The sequence below is a fragment of the Kitasatospora sp. NPDC004669 genome (genome assembly GCF_040609455.1).
Lineage (GTDB): Bacteria > Actinomycetota > Actinomycetes > Streptomycetales > Streptomycetaceae > Kitasatospora.
The window spans coordinates 1-21,847 of sequence record NZ_JBEXKB010000074.1; the positions used below are offsets into that span (position 1 = coordinate 1).

Here is a 21,847-nt window from a genome sequence, read left to right on the forward strand (position 1 = left end):
AGGCGACCGCGTCACTCACGACAGCTACGGCCTCGGCCGGGTCATCGGCCTCGAAGGCGACGGCGACATCGCGGTACTTGTCGACTTCGGATCGCGGCAGGAGCGCATCACCCCGCCGTACACCGCGATGTTCAAACTCTGACTCCGAGCGCCGCTGATCAGGGCCCGCGGCCTCGTCCACGTACCGTGCCGCTCGCGGGCGCCCGGGGGCCGGCCTGATGCTGGGATGGTGGCCGGGTGAGGATCCGATCGTGCCGACGCGCTCCCAGCCTCACCGCATCCCGCAGGTTCCGCTGCCGACGGCCTCGGCCCCGTCCCTGCTGGCTTCAACTGGATGCCGGCCCGGCGCGCCGCCCGTCACCCACGTGCCGGCCGTCCATACGCCTCGCAGTGCCGGCCCCTGAGGCCACCCACAAGCGACTACGCCGCTCGAAGAACGACCTCGCCGCCGCGTCGGCAACATGAGTCCTCCTCGCGTTTGCGTCAGGAGGCTGTCATGCCGGACCGCTTCGACCTGCCGGCGGGGTTCCGCTGGGGTGTCGCCACCGCCGCCTACCAGATCGCGGGGGCGGTGAGCGAGGGCGGGCGCGGCCCCTCGGTGTGGGACGTCTTCGCGGCTCGCCCGGGCGCCGTCCGGGACGGGCACACGGGTGCGGTGGCGTGCGACCACTACCACCGGTACCCGGAGGATATCGAGCTGATGCGCGGGCTCGGGCTCGACGGGTACCGCTTCTCCATCTCCTGGCCGCGGGTGCTGCCCACCGGTACCGGGCCCGTGAACCCCGCCGGACTCGCCTTCTACGACCGCTTGGTCGACGCGTTGTTGGAAGCGGGCATCACCCCGCTCCTCACCCTCTTCCACTGGGACCTCCCGCAGGCGCTGGAGGACGAGGGCGGCTGGCTCAACCGCGACACCGCGTACCGCTTCGCCGAGCCGACGCCGACCACGAGCTTCGGCGGGAGTTGATCCGCCTCCTGGTTCGGCGAGTGGTCGTCTCGAAGGGCCACCGAGGCATCCCGTTCGACGGCAGGTCTCGGGTTGAGATCCATTGGCTGGACGAGCCGGACCCCTGGGCGGCCCAGGAGGAAGTTCTGGCAGGAGCGCGAGGCTGACGGCGCGGGCCATCTACGGGCGACAAACTGACTGGGGGCCGGTTGGCGACGATCTCGCTGCCCGGCCCCAACGCCCCAGGCGGGCTGCGCTGAATTACCAGAGAAGTCCGGCCTCGCCAAGCTGTTGTTTACCCGGACCATGCGGGAGTCCCACCCCACGGATTCTCGGAGGTCTCGTTGTTCCTCGCTGCATCGTCTGGCGCCCCTTCCGTCCCAGGTGAGGGCGCTCGTGGCAGCTGGTCTTCAGGACCTGTCGTGGGGCGGTTCCACGTGAGCGGACCTCCGGGCGACCCAGCAGTCCCGGCCCAGGGCTGGCGAGTCACCATGTCGTCACGGGAGGTGGCGACGGCCCTGGCCCGATCGCTCGGTGGGGGCGTGAGGATGCAACGGTCCGGGGCTTCACTGATAACCCAACGGGACCAATTTCCGATCACACTCGATGGGCCACAGTCCCTGGACTTCAGGCTGATCGGGCGGGGACACCGTGCGCACGTTTGCGACGGGGCCCGATTCCTGGAGCCGGCTGCCGTCGCAGGAATGGCCTGTGACTGCCCGCCTACCTGGAGGCAGCGCCGCGCGGTGTCCAGGGCTGGACTGGGGCCGAAGCCGGAAATCACCGTGAGGTTCCGTTTGGCCGAGGTGTTGGAGATCGGGTGTTTCGATCTTGTGTCGTCCTCCTGGACGTTGATCAAGGATGTCGAGGCGGTGGCCACAGCGCTGAGCGCGAGCCGCTGGCTGGCGACGGCTTGCCTGGGCCTGGATCGAGGGGTGTTCACTACAGCGGAGGGCGTGGAAGTCGCTGGCCAGCGTCCGACGCTCCGTCTGCTGAACCCCACTCCGTGATCACGTTTGCCGTGAAGAAGTCATCGCGGGACAGCTTGGCGGCCATAGGCCTGTTGCCGTGACGATCTGGCCGACATCGGTGACGTTGTTATGTGGTGGAACTTCATCGGCCGCTCGACGGAGGACATCGCTCAGGCCCGCACGGACCGGATGACCGGCACCCGCTTCGGCGAGATCCACGGCTACGCCGGCTACCGGCTGCCCGCCCCGGAACTGCCGGCGATGCCGCTGAAGGCCCGGGGCCGGGAGTGCTGACCTGCGGGAAACGCAGGGGCGGACTTCCCAGGCCGGTCGGAGGGGCTCCGCGCCCGTCGACATCGAGCGCCGAAATGCACAGGTGTCGCTCCCGGAGGCGAGGGAGCGAGTCGCGGTCGGGCCCTGACACCAGGGCACGACCGTGCCGTCTCGGGTGACGCGTAGCCGGTCGGCGCCAGGTCGAATCACGGGCGACCTCCGGGCCGGCCGTTGCTCCTGTCCGGAGCCCGCTGCTTCGCTGGCCCTACAGGGAAGTCGACGGACGGAGGTCCGAGTTGGACATCGAGGGCGCGAGTGCACTCGGCGTCGCGGTCGTCGGCGTCCTCGGGACGCTGCTGTCCGCGTTGCTGACGCAGCGCGCGGCGGACGGCGGGAGGCGGCGCGAGCAGGAGCGCGCCGAGGAGGTGGCGGAGCAGCATCGACGGGAGCACGAACTGCGTGCGTGCTACGTCGCGTTGAACGCGGCAGCCCGGCAGTACCTGGCCGCCCTCACCGACCAGGTGCACGCGCTGGGCCGGGACGCGGACCTCCCGGCGGCCCGGCAGCGGCTCGCCGAGGCACGCGACCATTACCGCGAGGTGTACGCCGAGGCGCAGTTGCGGGTGCCCGAGCAAGTCCTGGACCTCGCGGGCCCGTTTAGCCGAGACCTGGGCGAGCTCTACGGCATGGTCCGTCGCCTCGACGCCGGCGCGCCCCGGGTCGGCGACTTGCCGGCCGCCGTGCGGCAGGGCATCGACGCCCGGTGGGCCGCGCTGCGCCGAATGCGGGACGAGATGCGGGCCCAACTGGGTGTGTCCCGGGCGGATTTCGGGCGTTGAGCAGGCCAGTCGTGGGATTCGGCTACCGCCGGGCCGAGCGCCCGGCATAGTGGCGGGTAGCCACGGGGGAAGTCATGGATCCGGAGAGGCGGGGAGCCGGTGGGCGACGTGGAGGACGGCGGCGTACAGGGGCTGCGCGCCTGGGTCGCGGACGCGGAGGAGCGGGTCAGGCGGTTGGTTCCCGCCCTCCGGGGCGGTGAGGCGCCATCGCAGCGGGAGTGCGACGCGTCCATCGGCGAACTCGAACAGCTGGCCCCGCTGTTGGACCACGATCCCGCGCTGCGCAGCGCGGCGAGCATGTGGTTGGGCGCCGCGCTGACCCTGCGATGGAACGCCGGCGGGGCGCGGGCCGACCGGGAGCGTGCGGAGTCCCTGCTGCGGGAGGTGCGGGACCCCGCCACGGTGCTGGGTGCGGCTGTGAGCGTCGAGCACCGCACGTGGGCGGCGTTCTTCCTCGCGGACCTGATCTCGCCCCTGCAGTCGCAGCCCGGGCTGGGGTCGGTACCCGACCTCTCGGCCTACGTGGAGTGGATGCAGCGGGTGGGCCCGGCCGGGATGATGAGTGTCGCCCAGGAGTTCCACGAGCTGATCAAGGAGATCGTGGACCTTCCGCTGCCGCCGGAAGACCGCGAACTGCTGGGCCGGATGCAGCGGGGGATCGCGGCTCCGAGCGCGGCCGGGATCCACGACCTCCTGGCGAGCATGATTCCGGACGGAGATCCCTTCTCGGACCAGCTACGTCAGTTGCTGGACAGGATGTTCGGAACGGCGGCCGCCCCCGACCCGACCGGGGATCCGGTCTCGGATTCGAGTCCGGGACCTGTTCCGGACCCGGCGACCGTCCTCGATCCCGACGCCCTTCGCCGCATCGTCGCCGGCCTGGATGCCGTCCGCGCCACCAGCTACGGCCTCGACGAAGCGCTGAACAGTACCGACCCCCACCGGGCGCTCAACCACCTGCTCGGCCGGTTGAGTGAGGTCCAGGACCACCAGCCTCCCGGTCTTGACCAGTCCCACCACCTGGAAGGGCTCCGGGCGCTGCTGCTCAACGTCGGTGCCGGCGTCGGTGGCACGCTCCAGGACAGGGAGGAGGGCCGTCGGCACATGGCGGCGATCCAGGACAGCCTGGGGAAGATGGCGGGCTCCCTGCCGCCCGGCATCGGAGACCCGGCCGTTCTGGGCCGGGTGATGGACCTGTACCACCGGATCATGGACGTCGGGGAGACCGGGGACGCCGAGCACAACGCAGGGGTGGCGCGCGGCCTGGTGACCGAGGCCGAGCAACTGGCGGAGGAGGTCCCGGACGGCTTCTTCCGGGGAGTGGTCGAGCTGACGCTCGGTGCCGCGCGGGCCAAGCTCGGCATGGTCGCCTGGGATCGGGAGTTGCTCCTGGACGGCCTGGCCGTCATGGAAGGCGGGATGTCCACGGTGAAGGAGACCGGGGCGCCGTTCGGCACGGAGATCCCGATCCCTACCGCCCCGGACTTCGACCTCCTGCGCGCCGCCCTGTCCGACACCCCGCCGACGCCGATGCAGGAGTACCAGGCCCCGCCGTCGAAGGCCTCGACGGACGAGGTCTACAACGCCGCGCTCGCACTGGCCCTCCGATACGGCCTGACCCGCGACCGGAGCGTTCTCGACCGCCTGATCGAGGAACTGGAGCGGGTCCGAGAGGGCATCCGCGAGGGCCGGGCACCGCGGATCGCCGCCGAGGCGCTGTGGCAGTTGGCCGGGGCGTACCGGGTGCGCGCGGTCGAGAACGAGGACGTGTCGGACACCAGGGCCCTGGACGCCGCGAAGGAGGCGCTGACCGCGCTTGCCGCGGACGTTCTCCTGCAGACCGGTGCCGAGCACGGGCTGGTGGCCGCCAGGGCCGGAGCCAGCCGGGGCGTCCAGGCCGCACTGTGGGCCGGCTCTCAGGGGCGGCTGCACGAGGCGGTGGCCGCACTGGAGTCGGGGCGCGCGCTGGTGCTGCACGCGGCATCCACCTCCTCGGCCGTCCCGGAGCTCCTGGAGCAGCGCGGGCACCACGAGCTCGCCGAGGCCTGGCGAGCGGCCACCGAGACGGCGGACGGTGTGAGCCGCGCCGGTGGAGTCCCCGGCGAACTGCCCAGCGCCCTGCGCCGCCGGGCGCTGCAGGCGCTCGGCTACCGGGAGGAGGATGGCCTGCTCGCGGCCCCCACGCTGAGCGAACTCTCCGACGGGCTCGCGGACAGCGGTGCGGACGCGCTGCTGTACCTGGTGCCCGGCGCCGAGGTCGGCCCCGGGATCGTCATCGCTGTGGGCCCGCAACTCGGGGCCGGGATGGGCATCCTGGAGCAGCTGTCCCAGGCCGAGAGCGGCCCGCTGGAGAGCTACCTGGACGCCGCCGCCGCCTTCGATGCCGCCGTGAAAGGCCACAGCACGGAGGAGCTCGCGCTGCGGCAGGCCTGGGAGGACGCGCTCGCCGCGCTCTGCGACTGGGCCTGCGCGGTGCTCGGCCCGGTCCTGGCAGGCCTGGACAAGCGCCTGGAGGCCGAGGGACGGCCGCTGCGGATCGTCCTCGTGCCGTGCGGGCGCCTCGGCATCGTGCCCTGGCACGCCGGCCGCTTCCCCGGCGAGCCGCCGTACGAGTACCTCTGCCAGGCCGCGGTGATCAGCTATGCCGCCTCGGGCAGCCAGTTTCTGCGCTCGGTGCGACGCGCGCCCCGGCCGCCGGCGGCCGCGCCCGTCCTACTCGCCGACCCGAGCCAGGACCTGATGTACGCCGAGATCGAGGTGCTGGCCCTGCGGGACTCCTTCTACCCCGAGGCCCGGGTGTGCGGACAGGTCTCGGACCTGGCCGAGGAGGAGCTGGCCCCGGGCACGCCCGAGGCCGTCCTCGGGTACCTCGCCGACGGGGCCTCGGTGCTCCACTTGGCCGCGCACGGCTCGGCGGGCACGAACCCCACGGCCTCGGCCCTTGAACTGGCCGACCCCGACGACGGCCCGGCTCCCCACTCGGGCCGGCTCACGGTCACCCGGCTGCTCGACCGACCCGATGCCAAACACGGCAACGACGACGGCCCGTTGGTCGTGCTCAGTGCCTGCCAGACCGACCTTTCGACGCGCGACCACGACGAGGCGCTCACCCTCACCACGGGCTTCTGCGCGGCCGGTGCGCGGGACGTGGTCGGCTCCCGCTGGGCCGCCTCGGACGGCGCCTCGGCGCTGCTCATGGCGGTGTTCCACCACTACCTGAATGTCGACCGGCTCAGCCCCGTCGACGCGCTGCGGGCCGCGCAGCTGTGGATGCTCGACCCGGACCGGCAGGCCCCGAGCTCGCTGCACGAGGAACTGACCGACGAACTGCGGCGCCCGGACCTCGACCGGATCGCGTACTGGGCCGCCTTCACCCACCAGGGCCACCCCGGTCCGGCCGGGCACGGGGACACGAACGACCCGAAGGAAAGGAGGAGCGCATGAACGAGGACGGTTCGGACGAGGGCCGCGGGCGGGCGACGGAACGGCTGCTCGGTCTGATCCGCGAACACCGGGACAGCATTCGCGCACAGCTCGGAGAGGAGCGGTACGCGGTCCTGCTGAGCCGACTGGAGGCGCTCGCCGCCGTGACCGCGGACGACGACCGGGGACGGCGCAACGCGCTCCAGGGCGTCCGGCGGGCGCTGCGGCCGCTGCCGTTCGACCACCCGGTGCGCGCCGCGCTGGAGTCCTCGCGACTGGTCGGCGCGCCGCCCGTACCGGCGGACGTGGACGTGGCGCGCGAGCTGCTGGCCTGGCTGTCAGCGCCGACGCCTGCGGCGGAGCCGGTGCTCGACCGAGCACCCGCCGGCGAGACCAGGCCGGGCCACCTGCTGCTCGACGCGCTGGCTCTCTCCGCGCAGGAGGCCAGGGACCGCTGCGGCGGCCCGCCGCCGCCCGAGCTGATCCGGGTGCCGGGATCCCCGGAAGGCGCGCGCTACCCGCGCTTCCAGTTCCCCGTGGACGGCGGCGCCCCGTACGGGGTCGTCCTGGAGGTCAACCGGCTGCTGCTCGCGGAGATCGACCCCTGGGGCGCGGGGAGTTGGTGGCTCAGTGACAACAGCTGGCTGGGCGGCGCACCCGCCTCGCTGCTCGGCCGCCTGCCCGACCACCAGTTGGTCGGGGCGGCTGCGCAACTGGTGGAGGGGGAATGATGAGCGAGCGTCCCTTCGATCCGACCGGATTCTTCCCCAGGACCACGACGGTGCTGCGCCCCAACCTCACCACGGTCCCGGCCGGCACCGAGCTGTGGCGGGTGCACAGGTCCGTCTATGCGCCGGACCAGTTCAACGACAAGCTCTCGGACATCCACTTCGGTGGGGGCCGCTTCGAGGGCACGCTGCTCGATCCGTATCACTACCTCTACCTGGCGGCGACACCCCTCACGGCCCTCGCAGAGAGCATGCTGCGTTCCGTGCCCTATGGCGGGGACGGCACGCGGGAGGTCCTCTACGCCGTGGCCGAGGGGCGCTCGCTGAGCTGCCTGCGCTCCCGGTGCGACCTCACCCTGGTGCCCCTGCAGACCGGCGCCGACCTGGCCGCGGTCTGCCAGGAGACACTCCTCGACGACGAGCGCAACTACGCCGTGTCACGGCGCTGGTCGAGCGAGATCCGGGCCCAGGCACCGGAGGCGCAGGGCCTGCTCTGGGATTCCCGGCGCAACCGGCGCGAGGACGTCCTGATGCTCTACCGCGACCGCGTCGAACACTGCGAGGGCGGCCCGTTGGAGGTGGTGCCGGAGTGGAGCATCCCCGACCTCGGGTCCCCGGAGGGCCTCAAGCAGGTCAACGAACTGCTCAAGCCCCTTCGAGCGGAGGTTTCGACGCCCGTGGGGTGGTGAACAGGGCCGCTCACGCAGAGGTGATCGAACACGACTTGTGCGTACTCGACGGGTGATGTCATCGTGGGCGCATGGCATCACCCGTTCCTGACGTCGGGTCACTTTTGCCGGAACTCAAGGAGGTCCGGAGGGTCGGGCTGGTCCGCCTGCGCGGGCGCGCGCTGCCCGCCCTGGAGTCCGCCGCCGAGGCCACTGCCGCCCGGACCCCTGGCGCGGCCGTCGAGGCACTGTTGCGGCTGGCCGTCTCCCGGCTGGACGCCGGGACCCTGCGCACCGCCGCCGAGTACACCCTGGGCCTGGCGCAGGGCACCCGGGACTGGCCGGCCTCCGACCGCCGGGCGCGGGCGGCCGGGGTGTACGGGGTGAGCGTGGAGCGGTTCCGCAAGGATCACGAGGTGATGGTCCTGGAGCAGGTCGCCGAGCACATCCTGCGCCTTGCCGCGGAGCCGGGACCGGCTCCCGTGAGGTCGAGTGCCGGTACCCACCGGACGGTTCAGGTGATCGCCGGTGACCGGCCGGTGGCGCTCGCCCTGCACGTCCACCCGGTGGACCTGCTGCGCGAGGTGGACGTGGTCGTCTCTCCCGCGAACGTGTACTTCGCGCTGCCCGAGCCGTACAAGTCCTCGGTGGCCGCCTCGCTGCGCCGGGCGGCCGCCCGGCGCGGGGTGACCGGTGACGTGCTGGCGGACCCGCTGCACGACGAGTTGCGCGCCTGGGTGGCAGGACGCGGGGTGGCGGGGCGTTCCGTGCTGCCCGGGACGGTGGCGGCCACCGGCGCAGGGGCCTTGGTGGAGCGGGGAGTTCGCCGGATCTATCACGCGGCGGTGGCCGTCCCTCGGGCCGGGACCAACGACTATGACGTGCTGCCCTCCGATGTCACCCGGGCCGTCTCCCGGGCGTTCGCGCTGCTCGCCGAGGAGCACGAACGGTTCGACCCGCCGCTGCGCTCGGTGTGCTTCCCGCTGCTCGGCTCGGGACGCGGTGGCCTGTCGTACGAGGCCGGCCTGGCCGCCGTGTGGGCCGCCGTGGAAGCTGAGTTGGCCGGCGGGGCACTGTGGGACGTGCACTTCGTGGTGCGCACGCCGGAGGCCGCGGCACTCGTGGAGCGCATTCCGGCCGGGATTCGCCCCGCACACGACCGGCGGGCGACCGGCTGATCCGGTGCAATGGAAGGGTGCGCGAGCGAGGAACGAAGAGCACACCACCGCGATCCACGGGGTGATCGCGGTTGCGCGCGCGGGCGGTCCGATGGAAAGGTGATCGCCTCCGGGACACCTCGTCCGGAAAGTCGAGTTGACGGACAGTCACACGGGGGTGTGGATGGCTGAGGGGATGGACGAGTGGGCCCGCGGGGCGGCGGGGCGGACCGTGACCTGGCCCGCGCCGGACACCTACGTCCTGGTCGAGGGCGTCCTGCTGCGGATGCTCCCGGAGGCCCCCGCGACCCCGCGCGGAACGGAGGTCGTCGTCGGCCTCGACGAGACGAGCGGTCGGCTGGTCGCCCGCCCCGCCGACCGGGACGGGGCGGCGCGCGGATGAGCAGCACGTACGACTTCGGCCCCGCCGAGGGCTACCACGAGCGGCAGCCCGTCGTGCTGCTCCTCGACGCCTCGGCCTCGATGGGCCGCCCGGCCGAGCAGCCCAGGATCGACGCGCTCAACGACGCGCTGGCCCGCTGGTTCGACGGGGAGCGCACGGCCCCGCGGCTGCGCGCCCGGGTGGAGGTCTGCCTGGTCGCCTTCGACTCGCGGGTGCGGGTCTTCGACGCCGGCCGGGGTGAGCTGGTGCCGGTCGAACAGGTGGCGCCGGAGCGGCTGTTCGTGCCGGTGGACCGGATGCGCCCGCCCCGGCTGGCGGCCTCCGGACTGACCCGGCTGACCGACGCCGTCGAGACGGCCCTGGAGCTGGCCGGTGCCCGCTACCGGACGCTCCAGCAGCAGCATGTCCCGGTCCGGCGGCCGTTCCTCTGGGTGCTCACCGACGGGGCCCCGAGCGACGCCCAGGGCAACCGGATGGAGCCGGCCGCCCTCGCGGACACCGCCCGCCGGGTGCGCCTGGGCGAGGAGCGCGGCGAGTTCGTGCTGCAGGCGATCGGGGTGCGCGGCGCCGACCTGGAGCTGCTACAGGTGCTCGCCCCCAAGGCGGCGCTGATGCTGGAGGAGCTGAGCTTCGGGCAGATCCTGGACCTGCTGTTCCAGAGCTCGGACCGGATCACGCCCGACCGGACCGCCGAGGACATCCACCGCGAGGTGCGGCAGTACAACGACAAGCTCGAACGGATGCGGCGGCTAGAGGAGCAACACCGGTGATCGTTGCAGGCGCAGTCGTCCAGGGCACCGGGCACTTGGCGGCCGGGCGAGGATGCCAGGACGCCTTCAAGGCCGCCGACCTGGGCGGGGCGGTCGTGCTGGCCGTGGCCGACGGCGCGGGCAGCCGGGAGCGCAGCGCGCTCGGCGCCCACCTCGCCGTCGACGCGGCCTGCCGAGTGCTGGCCGAGGGCGTGCCCGCCGCCGAGGACGCACCGGAAGTCTGGACCGCCTGGGCGGCGGCCGGCGGGGCCCGGCTGGTCGCCGAGTACCTGGGCGCCGCGCAGGCCGTGCTCGGAGCGACCGCTGGCGCGACCGCAGGGGAGGCGGCCGACGTCGGCGCGCTGGCCGCCACCGTCGCCGCCGCCGTGGTGCGCCCGCCCTGGGTCGCCGTCGTCTCGGTCGGCGACTGCTTCGGCACCGTCCTCACCCGGCAGGCCGGGGCAGCCGAGCGTTGCCACCTGGTGATGCCGCCGCCCGCCCCCGGCGGCCCCGGGCCGGTGTTCCTCTCCTCGCCCGGCGCCGCGCTGCAGGTGCGCACCTTCGTGGTGTGGGAGCCGGAGCTGAGCGGCGTCGTCCTCGCCACCGACGGCTGCGCCGCCCTGAGCCTGGACCACCCCGAAGTCCACGGGCTGCCCCCGGAGGCCGGCCCGGTGCCCGCGACGCGGTTCTTCTGCGGACTCGCCGCCACCCTGCGCGCCAACGGCGGCGACGCCGAGCCGCTGCGCGCGCTGCTCTCCGGCCCCGCGGCGGCCCGTACCGGCGACGATCTGACGGTGCTGTGCGCCGTACTGGACGGGTGGTGAGCATGGCCCTCACCGTGGTGTCCGACACCGGGCGCGTCTGGCGACTCACCGAGCGGATCGGCAACGGCTCGGAAGGTGTGGTGTACGCCGTCGACGACGCGCGCCCGCTGGTCGCCAAGCTCGTCCCCGACCCGCCGACCCCGGCCGCCTACCGCCGCCGGATCGCCCGACTGGTCCGGCAGCGGCGCGAGCCGCGCACCGTGCGGCTGCTCGCCGACACCCCGGTACGGATCGCCTGGCCGCTGACGGCCGTCCGCACCGACGGACCGCCGGACGGGGCGGCCGTCGACGGCTACCTGATGGCCGACCTGCGCCGGGACCACCACCCCTTCGCCCACCTGCTCACCCCGGCGGCCCGGCGCATCGCGCTGCCGCAGGCGACTTGGGCGACCACCCTCGCCGCCGCCCGCTCCCTCGCCCGGCTGGTCGCTGACCTGCACGCCGCGGGCTACGTGGTGGGCGACCTCAAACCCGACAACCTGTGGGTCGACGGGCAGGGCCGGGTCGCCATCGCGGACGTCGACTCCTGGCAGTTCACCGATGCCGGCGAGCTGTTCCCCGGCCGGATGGGCACCCCCGGCTACACCGCCCCCGAGCGGATCGGCGCGCAGCCCGGTACCCCGCCGGACTGTGCGGCCGACGACTTCGTCCTCGCCGTCCTGGTCCACCAGCTGCTCACCGACGGCCTGCACCCCTTCGCCGGGCACCCCGGGGACGGCGGCGCCTACCTCTCGTACGACGACAACGTGCTGCACGGGCGCTGCCGGCTGCTGGACCGCGCCTCGGTGGTGCTGCCCCGCTCCGCCCCGCCCGTCGACGTGCTGCCGCGGCGGCTCCGGGAGCTGTTCCTGGCCGCTTTCGGCGGGGTGCGGCCCTCGGCCTGCGAGTGGGCCGAGGCGCTGGCCGCCGAGGCCGCGCCGAACCGGCTGCGCGGTTGCGCGGTGGACACCCGGCACGTGCACACGGTGGAGCGGCCGTGGTGCCCGTGGTGCGACGTGGCCGAGGTGGGCGGGGGCGAGCGTACGGCGGCCGCTCCCGGGGCAGCGGGGAGGGCTGCGGCATGGCCGACGTGACCCGGCTCTCCGTGGCCCGGCGGCTGGACCGCTGCACCGTGCTCGGCCCCGGCGTGCGCGCCGTGATCTGGGTGCAGGGCTGCCCGCTGCGCTGCCGGGGGTGCGTCGCCGCCGAGACGCTGCCCTTCGACGGCGGAACGCCCCTGGCCGTGCCCGAACTCGTCGACTGGCTCTGCCGGTTGCCCGACATCGAGGGTGTCACCCTGTCCGGTGGCGAACCCTTCGCGCAGGCGGGCGCGTTGGTCGAACTGCTGGACGCGGTACGGGCACGGCGACCGGAGTTCAGTGCGATGGCGTACTCGGGCTACCGGCACGAGGCGCTGCGGGCGGGCGGCCCGGACCGGCGCGCCCTGCTGGAGCGCCTCGACCTGCTGGTCGACGGCCCGTACGTGGCGGCGCGGCACGCCGCCCTGCGCTGGCGCGGCTCGGCCAACCAGCGGCTGATCGCGCTCGGCGAGCGCTACGCGCAGGTTCCGGCCGAGCCCGACACCAGCGCGGGCGTCGAGGTGTCGGTGGAGGGCGACGGATCGCTCTCCTGGGCCGGTGTGCCGCCGACTCCGGGCTTCCGGGAGGGACTTGAGGAGCAGCTCGCCGCGCGGGGATTCGTCCTGCGCACCGAGGCCGGGAGGGAAGTATGAGCGGATCACCGAAGTACAGCACGGTCCAGGTGGCCTCCGTGTACGCGCGGCGGGAGCAGGAGCTCCGCCGCCGGCGCGAGGCCGAACGCCGTCGGCAGCAGGAACAGCGGGCCCGGGAACGGGCGGACCTCGCTGTCCGGCGCGCCCGGGAACGCGCGGAGCTCGCTGTCCGGCGCGCGCAGGAGGCGGCCGCCCGTCGCGAGCGGGCCCGGGCGGAGGTGGAGCGCGCCCGGCAGGAGGCGGCGCGCCGGCGGGCCGCCGAGCGGGAGGCGCACACCCGGCGGATGGACCAGGAGCAGGCCGGGGCGGATGCGCGCGGGCTAGCGGAGGTGCGGCGGCTGCTGGAGCGGGCGCGGCAGAGCCGCCCGGGGAGTGAACTGGACGCCCTGGAAGCCGAGTTGGCGCGACTGCAACAGCGGGTCGGCGGCGGCGGTGGCGGGCGGCTCGGCGCGGCGATCGAGGAGCTGCGCGGCCGGATCGTGAGCCTGCCGGGGAGCTCCACGGCAGGTGGGGACCGGGCGGCCCTGCTGGCCGGGTTCGAGGAGCGGCTGGCCGCGCTCGGACCGGACGCGGCGGCCCACGACGCGGAGGGCCGGCAGCGCTGCACGGGACTGCTCGACCGGCTGCGCGCCGAGTCCGGTCCGGGCGCGCAGACCCGGGTCGCGGCGCTGCTGGGCACGGTGGAGCACGCGCTCACCCGGCACGCTGCGACCGTGGCCGATCAGCGGCGGGCGGAGTCGGAGGCGGCGGAGGCCCGGAGGCGGGCGCAGGAGCAGGCGGAGGAAGCCCGGCTGCAGGCGGCGGAGGAGGCCCGGCGCCAGGCCGCGGAACAGGCCGCCGCCCGCGTCGCGGCCGAGGAAGCCGAACGCGAGCGCCTCGCGGCGCTGCTCGGCGAGGCGAGCGACCGGCTCGGCGTCGTCCGGCCCGCCGTCACCGACGCGGCCGCCGAGGCCCGTGACCTCGCCGACCCGGAGCTCGCCGACCGGCTCGACCGGGCCCTCCACTCGGCCGAGGCCGTGCTCGCGACCCCGGCCCCGGACGCGGCCCTCGACGCCGTCGCGGCCCTGGAAGCCGTGCTCGCCGAGGCCGAGACCCGCCTGGACGAACTGCACCTCGCTCACACCCGGCGCACTGACCTCGCACAGGCGCTCCAGGACGCCATGCTCGGCGAGGGCTTCGCCTTCCTCGGTGGCGGCGACCACGGCGACGCCCTGGTGCTGCGCTTCGAACGCGCTACCGGAGCGCTGTACGAGACCACCGTCGCCACCGGCGACGACGGCAGCCCCGTCCTCGTCTACCAGGTCGAGGGTGAACCCGATGTGGCGCTGCACCCTGACCCGCAGCGCGCGGTCTGCGACGCCACCGAGGACCTGCTGGAGCGTGTGCACGAAGTGATCGGCGAGCAGGAGGAGTTCGTCCCCGGCGAGCTGACCTGGGACGGCAAGCCGCCCCGGACGCAGAGCCGGCCGCTGCCGAACACGGTGGAGTGGCGGTGGCAGCAATGAGCACGGTCGACTGGACGAAGCCGGCCACCGACGGCGGCACCGCGCCTCCGGCTCCCCGTCAGGACCGTCACGACGGCGCGGCCCAGGCCGGTCGGCGGGCCGTGGCGGACGGCATGATGCCGCTCTGGGCGATCTCCCTGGACTGGGAGCTGCGGCGCGGGCGGCAGGTCGTCCTGGACGGGCAGATCCGCGACCGCTGGTGGTTCGAGGACCGGCCCGCCGCCTTCCGGGAGGTGGTCGCCGGGTTGCTCGAACTGCGCGGCGCCGAGGTGGTCGGCTGGTGGGACCCGGTCGGCGGCCTGACCTTCCCCTTCCCGGGCCACGCGGAGCGCTACGACCAGCTGGTGGCCGCCCTGCCCGCCCAGCAGACCGCCACTGCCCCGCCCAGCTCCGAGGACGGCCCCGCCGACCCCGGAGCGGCCGCGGCCGCCCACACCACCCGCGGCGCCGAGCGGCAGCGCGGCCGGGAGCGGCTGTTCGCCGCCCGCTCGGCCGCCCGCCCGCGCAACTTCGAGGACATCCTCGCCACCGTCCGGCGTCTGGTCGCCTCGCCCGACGCGGCGGTCTCCTTCGTCTTCGAGGACGTGGAGCACCAGCTCCCGCCCGGCCAGCCCGAATCGCACCGCGGCTACCTGTGGCTGCGGGCCGCGATGACGGAGGCGGTCACCCCGCACACGGCGGTCGGCCCCGGCCCGCACGCCCGGAACGCCGTACTCTGCGCGGTCGGTGACGTCGGACGGCTGCCCGGCTGGTTCCACCTGGAGGACCCCCGGATCGCCACCCTGCACCTCGGCCGACCCGACCCGAGTGAGCGCCGGCTGTGGCTGGACTGGCTGCGGCAGCGGTTCAACGGCTCGGCGGACGCCACGCCCGCCGACCTGGAAGCCCTGGTCGGCGCCACCGACGGCATGACCGGCTGGGACATCGACTCCCTCGCCCGGACCTCCTGGTTGCGCGACGCACCGCTGCAGAAGCCGGACAGACTCCTGGAGTTGCACCGGCTCAACGTCAGCGTCGACCCGTGGACCCAGCTCGACCGGGACACCATCGCCCGGGCTGCCGAGCTGCTCGCCCGCCGGGTCGTCGGCCAGACCCCGGCCGTCGACGCCGTCACCTCGGCTCTCCAATCCGCCTTCGTCGGCGTCGACTTCGGCCACTCCGGTACCGCCCGGCCCCGGGGAGCATTCTTCTTCGTCGGCCCGACCGGCGTCGGCAAGACCGAACTCGCCAAGGCCGTCGCCGAGTTGATGTTCGGCGACCAGAGCGCGTACGCCCGCTTCGACATGAGCGAGTACCAGCAGGAGCACTCCGCCGAACGGCTGGCCGGTGCCCCGCCCGGGTTCGTCGGCTACGAACAGGGCGGCGAACTGACCCGTCGGGTGCAGGAACGGCCGTTCAGCGTGCTGCTGTTCGACGAGATCGAGAAGGCCCACCCCAAGGTGCTGGACAAGTTCCTGCAGGTCCTGGAGGACGGCCGGCTCACCGACGGCCGCGGGCAGACCGCCCACTTCTCCGAGTGCCTGATCATCTTCACCTCCAACACCGGCGCGGAGGAGCTGCGCGGACTGCTGGACGCCGGCGGCGAACCCTCGTACGCCGAACTGGAGGCGCACTTCATCCGCGCCGTGGAGGACAAGTTCCGGCAGATCGGCCGGCCGGAGATCTACGGCCGGCTCAAACCCGGCGTGGTGGTCTTCGACATGCTGCGCCGGGAGCACGTGGTACGCATCGCCGACCGGCTGCTCGCCCAACTCCGCGAGTCCGTACGGGAACGCCACCGGATCGAGCTCCTGCCTGACACCGCCACGCTGCACCCGTGGATCGTCGAGCGGATGTCGGACCCGGAGCACCAGGCGTACGGGGGCCGGCAGATCCGCAACGAGCTGGAGCGGGTGCGGGCGGCGGTCGTCGGCTACCTCCTGGAACACCGCCCGCAGCCCGGGAGCCGACTGCGGGTCGGGGCCGGAGCGGACGGCACCGTGTGGGTTCGCGCGCAGGAGGAGGTATGGACGTGATCGCGATCGACCTGGGGCACCGGTACGGGCGCCTGGCCCGGAACATCCCGGGCAGCCAACCGGACGTCGTGGAGGTCGAGTTCGACGGAGTGGACGGTGTCCTCGACCCGGCTCGTGCCCTGCCGGCCCTGCTCGCCGCGGCGGGCGAGGACTCGGGGGTCGGTCCGGACCCGTCGGTGGTGCTCGGGTTGCCGGCCGCCGGCGAGGGCGAGGACGAGCTGCGCCGGGCCGCCGAGGCCGCCGGGTTGCGGGTGGAGCGAGTGGTGCCGGATCCGGTGGCCGTGGCGCTGCACTACGGTGCGGTCGCCGAGGGCGTGGACCGTAGCGTCCTGGTCTGCGACCACGGGGCGACCAGCCTCGACCTGACTGTGCTCGCCATCACCCCCGACCTCACCGTCCGGGTCGTGCGCACCCGCAGCGACCTCCTCGGCGGCGAGGACTGGGACGAGGTCCTCGCCGCCCACCTCGCCGGGCGGCCGGCGGTGGGCACCGACCTGCGCCGGGTGGCGCAGCAGTTGCGACACGGGCTCAGTGCGGCGGAGCAAGTGCTGGAACCGGCCGGGGACGGTCTGCCGGTGGAGCTGAGCCGGGCCGAGCTCGACCGGGTGGTCGCGCCGTTGTACCAGCGGATGCTCGCGGCCGTCACCGAGGAGCTCGCCGCCGAGCCGGCCGTCGACACCGTGCTGCTGGCAGGCGGCCTGTCCGTCGCCCCCGGGCACCGGGCCGGGATCGAGGCGCTCCCGGCTGCCCGCGGCCTGACCGTACGTTGCCACCGGCCCGAACTGGCCGTCGTCCGAGGCCTGTTGCTTCGGCAGGAGTTCGGCGTCCTGCGGGTGGTCAGCGGTCCCGCGCCGAGGACCTCCAGGTCCCCGGACGGGTACCTACTGCTGGACCCCGAGCCGGCCGCACGCACCCCGTATCCGGTGGCGGAGGACCCGGAGTCGCGCACCCGGTCGGCGGAGGCGGTGGCCGAGGACCCGGAGCCGCGCACCCGGTCGGCGGAGGCGGTGGCTCCGGCGGTGACGGCGACGGTGACCGACCCGGACCCCGGGACCACCGACCGCGGGCCGGAGCAGCCGCAGGCGCTGTCGGAGCTGCAGGAGCCGCCCGTCGTCCCGGTCGAGCTGCCCCACGATCCCGTCATCCCCCAGCCCCGCCACGAGCAGTCCCACCGGAGCGCACCGGCCCCGGAGAGCGCGGCGCCTCCGGAGACCACACCAACCCCAAACCCGACCCCCATCCCGACCCCCATCCCGCCCACCGAAGCCCCGCCCGCCGGCACCTTCGCCGTCCCCGTCGCCGACCTGCAGGCCATCCGGCGCGGCGACCACCTGCTCGTCCTGTGGGCCTGGCCCGACGGCGCGCTGAGCGCGCGGGTCCGCTGGCAGCGGGAGCGGGTCGAGCGCACGGACGGCGGCGCCGCCGACCGCCGCTTGGACGGGGACCTGGTCTGCCGCCGCCGGACGTACGAGCACGACGGCGGGCTCGACATGGCCGTCGGCCGCGAGGCGGTGACCCTCACCGTGGAGGCGCTGGTCACCGGCTCCGGCGTGGACTGCGAGGGTTCCTCCGCGCTGATCGTGCCCGCGCAGCCGCGGGTGGTGGAGTACGAGCCGGCCGTACGCCGTCGGCTCAAGGGCCGGGTGGCGACCGTCACCTTCACCGCCGAGAGCGGCTGTGACCTGCCCGACCTGCGGATCGTCCACGGCCTCGGCCGGTTCCGGCCGACCAGCACCGCTGAGGGCACCGTGGTGCACGAGGTACGGGCGCAGCGGCTGCCCGCCCGAACCCCGCTGACCGTCGAGTTCCCGCTGCCCGCCACCAAGGGCCCCTCCTGGCTGGTCTGCTTCCCGGCGCACGGTGACGCCGCCACCGACGCCGGCCTCGACATCCGCCCGACCGCACTGCACAGACTGCGAGTGACCTGATGGCCCGACGGCACACCTGCCCCTACTGCTACGAGGGCTTCGCCCCGCGCGAGATCCGCTTCCGCTGCAACTGCCGGCTCAGCCGCACCGGCAAGCAGTGCGAGCGCCGACGCGACCAGGTGCTGGACGAGCGCATGGGCCCGCGCCGCAGCCACGACCTCGGCCCGGTCTTCGCCGCCGACGGGCGCAAGCCGACGGCGGTCTGCCCGGACTGCGACGGCGAGACCACCTATCGGATCTGCCCGGTGTGCCATTCCGAACTCCCCGTCCAGTTCGGGAGGATGGACAACCGGCTGATCGCGATGGTCGGCGCCAAGGCCTCCGGCAAGACGGTGTACATGACGGTCCTGCTCCACGAGGTCCGCAACCGGATCGGCGAGGCCTTCGGGGCCGCGCTGCTGGGCCTGGACGACGCCACCATGCGCCGCTACAGCACCGAGTACGAGGACCGCCTCTACCGGGACAACCAGCTGTTCCCCGGCACCCAAACCGCCTCCACCAACCTCAACCGGGTGGACCCGCTGGTCTTCCGATTCAGCCTGCGCCGCCGTACCCTGCTCGGCGAACGCCCGCAGCACACCGTGCTGTCCTTCTTCGATACCGCCGGCGAGGACTTCAGCTCCAAGGAGAGCGTGGAGCTCAACACCCGCTACCTGACCAACGCCGACGGCATCATCCTGCTGCTCGACCCGCTGCAGATGCCCGGAGCCCGGGACGGCGCCCTGCCCGGCACCCCGCTGCCGGGCACCACGGGGCTCGACGCGCCCGTGAACGTCCTGTCCCGGGTGACGAACATGCTGCTCGCGGGCGGCTCCACGCAGAAGATCGACGTCCCGGTCGCGGTGGTGTTCTCCAAGATGGACGCCTTCTGGCACCTGCTGCACGACGCCAGCCCGCTGCGCGACTACGCCCCGGCCCGCGACCGCTTCGACGTGGGCGACAGCCTCAGCGTGCACGAGGAGGTTCGCCGGCTACTCAAGGACTGGGACGGCGTGCCGATCGACCAGCTGCTGGAGAACCACTACACCCGCTACCGCTACTTCGGCGTCTCCGCGCTCGGCCGCAACCCCACCCCCGACGCCCGGATCGCCGCCACCGGCATCCAGCCCTACCGGGTCGCCGACCCGTTGCTGTGGCTGCTCAGCGAGTTCGGCTCGGTCCCGAAGGCAGGGCGCGGGTGAACGACCGCACGTCCGCCGATGCTGCCGGCGCCGCAGCGCGTTCCGGTGCGCATTTCCAGCAGCTCTACTACACCTCCTGCGAGCACGGGCTGAGCGGCTTCTCGGGCTTCCAGTTCAACGCCGTCAGCGAGGGCGTCAGTGCCGGCACCCGGCAGGCCGTGGAGGCGCTCGCCGGGTACGAACCGCCCCGCTCCCTGGTCGAGTCGGACACCCCGGAGCAACTCGACCGCTGCCCGATCAACCTTTGCTACCGCCCGTACGACCAGGGCGGCCGCACCGCGACCGTCCTGTGCGTACGCTACGTCGGCCGGGACTCGGCCCGCCGGTTCGGCAACTACTTCGCCCACGCCCTGCACGGCGAGGACTTCCCGGCGGCCGGGCGCGGACTGCTCGGCATCGAGCTGTGGAACTCCCCGGTGTGGCGCGGGCAGGTCTCGCCGAGCACCGAAATCCCGGTCCTGGCGGCGCCCCCGCGCGGCTCGCTGACCGCCCGCGGCGTCCAGGAGTTCCTGTCCGCGCACCCGCACGCCGCGCAACTGCCGCAGCTGCTGGCCGCCGTGCTGGCCGCGCTCACCGAACACGGCTCGGTCGTGGTCACCGACCACACCACCGAGCGGATCGCCCACTGGTTCGCCGCCGTCTGCTACCTGCTGCCGCCCCCGTTCGCCCGGAGGCTCTCCTTCGCCACCTACGTGCTGCGACCGGCCCGCAGCCGGCTGCACCTGATCGGCACGGTGCCCGAGGCGCAGCTCGACTTCGGGGCGGACGAGGAGGAGGCCTACACCGTCTTCGACTTCGCCCGTGGCCGCTTCCCCCAGCCGGCCGCCGCCCCGGAGACGGTCCGTGCACTGGTGGACCTGTTGACCCGGATCGGGGTCGGCTCGGTGCGCCCGGTGTGGACTTGGGCGGCCGAGTTCACCCACGGCGCGGAGGAACGCCCGGAGGACTGGTACGAACCCGTCGCCGCGGCGGCCGCCTCGGGCGGCATCGCGCTCACCGGCGCCGAGGCACGGGTGCTCACCCACTGGCTGCCCGGCGCAGACCACCTCGGCTCCCGCCGCGCCCAGGTGGCCGCCGAACTGTACCGGGGACACCGGCAGTTGGACGACGCTCACCTGGCCGTGCTCAGCGGCGTCGCCAGCGCCGCCGGGGACACCGCGCTGCACCAGGAGATCGAGGGCCGGCTGTACGAATCCCGGATGCGCGCCCACATGAGCGCGGCCGAGGACGCCGTGGCCCCCACCCCGATCACCGACCGGGACGCCCGCCGGCAGGCCACCGCGCTCTGGGAGCGCCTGCTGGTCACCGGCACCACCGGCCCCCGGCAGCGCGCCCGGCTGCTGCTCTGGGCGCTCGGCGCCGACCTGGCCCCGGCGCCCGAGGTACTGGACCGCGAGACCCTCGCCCTGGCCCGCGCCCTGCTCGCCACTTCCACCCCCGGCGCAGAACTGCGCCGCGAGGTGGAATGGCTGGCCGGCGAACTCCCGCCGGTTCGCGCCGCATTGGCGACCGCGGTGGAGGAGGCGCTGGAGAGCCGAGCCGGTCAGGAACAGCTCTTCACCCAGTTCCCCGCCGCCCTGCTCACCGAGCGCGACCTCACCGGCCGCCCACTGCTCCTGGAACACTACTGGCGGGCCCGCGCCGAGCGCCAGCCCGAACGCACCGCCGAGATGCTGCTACGGATCCTGCACCTGCGCGGCCAGGCCGTACCCGACGCCGAGCTGCTGCGCGAGCTGTGGCGCCACCCCTCCCGTACCTGGACCCACCTCGAAGCGATCGAGATCGTCCGCGCGCTGCCCGTCGAGGTGCTCCGGGACGAGGAGGTCGGCCAGTGGCTCGACCGCGCCGCGAACCAGCCGATTGACGGCGAGGAGCAACTCGACCTGTGCTTGCGGCTGTACGGGCTGCTCTCCAGCCCGGACCGTCTGGCCGGTCTGCGCCTCGACACCCGGCAGCGGGTGTCCACCACCCTGGCGCTGGAGCGAGGACTGCGCGAGGCCCGCGAGGCCACCGAACTCGCCCGGGTCTTCACCGTTCAGGACGCCGGCCTGTGGGCCGGTCCGCAGGCGCTCAAGCGGTACCGGCTGATTCCGGTCCTGCTGCAGGTGCCTGCCGACGTCGGCCGACTGCGCGATGCCATCCCGGACTTCGGGCACGCCCTACTGGAACGGTACTTGGCGCAGGTGTGGCAGCTGGTCCGGACCGGTGAGCGGATCGACGAGGTCCGGCTCAGCCACATCGCCGCCGTCGCCGCCGTACGCTCCGGGGCCGGAATGGCGCAGGCGCACTACGAGGTGGTCAACGCCGTCCGGCAGCACACCGCCTACCGCTGGCCGCTTGCGGAGCTGGAGCGTCTGGAGCGGGCGGTGCGGCCCTGCCACACCGAACTCGCCGACCGCTACCGGGAGATCGCCGAGAACCGGCGCGGCCCGCGGCGGGCGGCGCGCCTGCTGCCGGCGCTGTGGCCGGTTCGGCGCCGGCGCGAGGAGGAACCGGAATCCACCACACCCGGGGAGGAGTGACCGA

Annotated in this window: 15 protein-coding genes and 2 pseudogenes; all 17 read left to right on the forward strand. The window is 73.9% G+C overall.

Going from position 1 to position 21,847, the window contains the following annotated elements; translation table 11 throughout:
* Nucleotides 1-496: 496 nt before the first annotated feature.
* Nucleotides 497-934 (forward strand): annotated as a pseudogene (locus tag ABZW30_RS38560) (family 1 glycosylhydrolase); the annotation flags it as partial.
* A 1,106-nt stretch (nt 935-2,040) separates the two neighbouring features.
* Nucleotides 2,041-2,211: pseudogene (locus tag ABZW30_RS38565) on the forward strand (pirin family protein); the annotation flags it as partial.
* 275 nt (nt 2,212-2,486) lie between these two features.
* On the forward strand, nt 2,487-3,029 hold the full coding sequence (locus ABZW30_RS38570; RefSeq protein WP_355675952.1) for a hypothetical protein: 543 nt from the start codon (nt 2,487-2,489) through the stop codon (nt 3,027-3,029).
* Between the two features lie 99 nt (nt 3,030-3,128).
* Nucleotides 3,129-6,473 carry a CHAT domain-containing protein gene (locus ABZW30_RS38575; protein ID WP_355675953.1) on the forward strand — a complete coding sequence of 1,115 codons (3,345 nt, stop codon included), beginning with the start codon at nt 3,129-3,131 and terminating at the stop codon, nt 6,471-6,473.
* On the forward strand, nt 6,470-7,183 hold the full coding sequence (locus ABZW30_RS38580; protein ID WP_355675954.1) for a hypothetical protein: 714 nt from the start codon (nt 6,470-6,472) through the stop codon (nt 7,181-7,183). Before ABZW30_RS38575 ends, ABZW30_RS38580 begins: the two co-directional genes overlap by 4 nt.
* Entirely contained in the window at nt 7,183-7,869 is a 687-nt protein-coding gene (locus ABZW30_RS38585; protein ID WP_355675955.1) for an RES family NAD+ phosphorylase, read from the forward strand. Before ABZW30_RS38580 ends, ABZW30_RS38585 begins: the two co-directional genes overlap by 1 nt.
* Before the next feature lie 71 nt (nt 7,870-7,940).
* The gene (locus ABZW30_RS38590; RefSeq protein WP_355675956.1) at nt 7,941-9,026 is read left to right on the forward strand and encodes a hypothetical protein; all 1,086 of its coding nucleotides are present in this window, start codon (nt 7,941-7,943) and stop codon (nt 9,024-9,026) included.
* A 163-nt stretch (nt 9,027-9,189) separates the two neighbouring features.
* Entirely contained in the window at nt 9,190-9,408 is a 219-nt protein-coding gene (locus ABZW30_RS38595) for a hypothetical protein (protein ID WP_355675957.1), read from the forward strand.
* On the forward strand, nt 9,405-10,178 hold the full coding sequence (locus ABZW30_RS38600; RefSeq protein ID WP_355675958.1) for a hypothetical protein: 774 nt from the start codon (nt 9,405-9,407) through the stop codon (nt 10,176-10,178). The genes ABZW30_RS38595 and ABZW30_RS38600 overlap by 4 nt, the downstream gene beginning before the upstream one ends.
* Nucleotides 10,175-10,981, forward strand: a complete 807-nt coding sequence (locus ABZW30_RS38605) for a protein phosphatase 2C domain-containing protein (protein ID WP_355675959.1) — start codon at nt 10,175-10,177, stop codon at nt 10,979-10,981. Before ABZW30_RS38600 ends, ABZW30_RS38605 begins: the two co-directional genes overlap by 4 nt.
* Before the next feature lie 2 nt (nt 10,982-10,983).
* On the forward strand, nt 10,984-12,054 hold the full coding sequence (locus tag ABZW30_RS38610) for a hypothetical protein (RefSeq protein WP_355675960.1): 1,071 nt from the start codon (nt 10,984-10,986) through the stop codon (nt 12,052-12,054).
* On the forward strand, nt 12,042-12,692 hold the full coding sequence (locus tag ABZW30_RS38615) for a 4Fe-4S single cluster domain-containing protein (RefSeq protein WP_355675961.1): 651 nt from the start codon (nt 12,042-12,044) through the stop codon (nt 12,690-12,692). The genes ABZW30_RS38610 and ABZW30_RS38615 overlap by 13 nt, the downstream gene beginning before the upstream one ends.
* Nucleotides 12,689-14,197: a hypothetical protein gene (locus ABZW30_RS38620; protein WP_355675962.1), complete on the forward strand. Its 1,509-nt coding sequence runs from the start codon at nt 12,689-12,691 to the stop codon at nt 14,195-14,197. The genes ABZW30_RS38615 and ABZW30_RS38620 overlap by 4 nt, the downstream gene beginning before the upstream one ends.
* Nucleotides 14,194-16,212 (forward strand): AAA family ATPase, encoded by a 2,019-nt coding sequence (locus ABZW30_RS38625; RefSeq protein ID WP_355675977.1) that lies wholly within the window; start codon nt 14,194-14,196, stop codon nt 16,210-16,212. The genes ABZW30_RS38620 and ABZW30_RS38625 overlap by 4 nt, the downstream gene beginning before the upstream one ends.
* Nucleotides 16,203-18,140 carry an Hsp70 family protein gene (locus ABZW30_RS38630; RefSeq protein ID WP_355675963.1) on the forward strand — a complete coding sequence of 646 codons (1,938 nt, stop codon included), beginning with the start codon at nt 16,203-16,205 and terminating at the stop codon, nt 18,138-18,140. Before ABZW30_RS38625 ends, ABZW30_RS38630 begins: the two co-directional genes overlap by 10 nt.
* Nucleotides 18,140-19,321 (forward strand): hypothetical protein, encoded by a 1,182-nt coding sequence (locus ABZW30_RS38635; protein ID WP_355675964.1) that lies wholly within the window; start codon nt 18,140-18,142, stop codon nt 19,319-19,321. The genes ABZW30_RS38630 and ABZW30_RS38635 overlap by 1 nt, the downstream gene beginning before the upstream one ends.
* Nucleotides 19,318-21,843: a GTPase-associated protein 1-related protein gene (locus ABZW30_RS38640; RefSeq protein ID WP_355675965.1), complete on the forward strand. Its 2,526-nt coding sequence runs from the start codon at nt 19,318-19,320 to the stop codon at nt 21,841-21,843. The genes ABZW30_RS38635 and ABZW30_RS38640 overlap by 4 nt, the downstream gene beginning before the upstream one ends.
* The last annotated feature ends 4 nt before the right edge of the window (nt 21,844-21,847 follow it).

Coding starts and splice junctions, on each gene's coding strand:
- ABZW30_RS38600 (WP_355675958.1), top strand. CDS start 9,405: ATGAGCAGCACGTACGACTTCGGCCCCGCCGAGGGCTACCACGAGCGG.
- ABZW30_RS38615 (WP_355675961.1), top strand. CDS start 12,042: ATGGCCGACGTGACCCGGCTCTCCGTGGCCCGGCGGCTGGACCGCTGC.
- ABZW30_RS38590 (WP_355675956.1), top strand. CDS start 7,941: ATGGCATCACCCGTTCCTGACGTCGGGTCACTTTTGCCGGAACTCAAG.
- ABZW30_RS38585 (WP_355675955.1), top strand. CDS start 7,183: ATGAGCGAGCGTCCCTTCGATCCGACCGGATTCTTCCCCAGGACCACG.
- ABZW30_RS38635 (WP_355675964.1), top strand. CDS start 18,140: ATGGCCCGACGGCACACCTGCCCCTACTGCTACGAGGGCTTCGCCCCG.
- ABZW30_RS38595 (WP_355675957.1), top strand. CDS start 9,190: ATGGCTGAGGGGATGGACGAGTGGGCCCGCGGGGCGGCGGGGCGGACC.
- ABZW30_RS38625 (WP_355675977.1), top strand. CDS start 14,194: ATGAGCACGGTCGACTGGACGAAGCCGGCCACCGACGGCGGCACCGCG.
- ABZW30_RS38580 (WP_355675954.1), top strand. CDS start 6,470: ATGAACGAGGACGGTTCGGACGAGGGCCGCGGGCGGGCGACGGAACGG.
- ABZW30_RS38620 (WP_355675962.1), top strand. CDS start 12,689: ATGAGCGGATCACCGAAGTACAGCACGGTCCAGGTGGCCTCCGTGTAC.
- ABZW30_RS38610 (WP_355675960.1), top strand. CDS start 10,984: ATGGCCCTCACCGTGGTGTCCGACACCGGGCGCGTCTGGCGACTCACC.
- ABZW30_RS38630 (WP_355675963.1), top strand. CDS start 16,203: ATGGACGTGATCGCGATCGACCTGGGGCACCGGTACGGGCGCCTGGCC.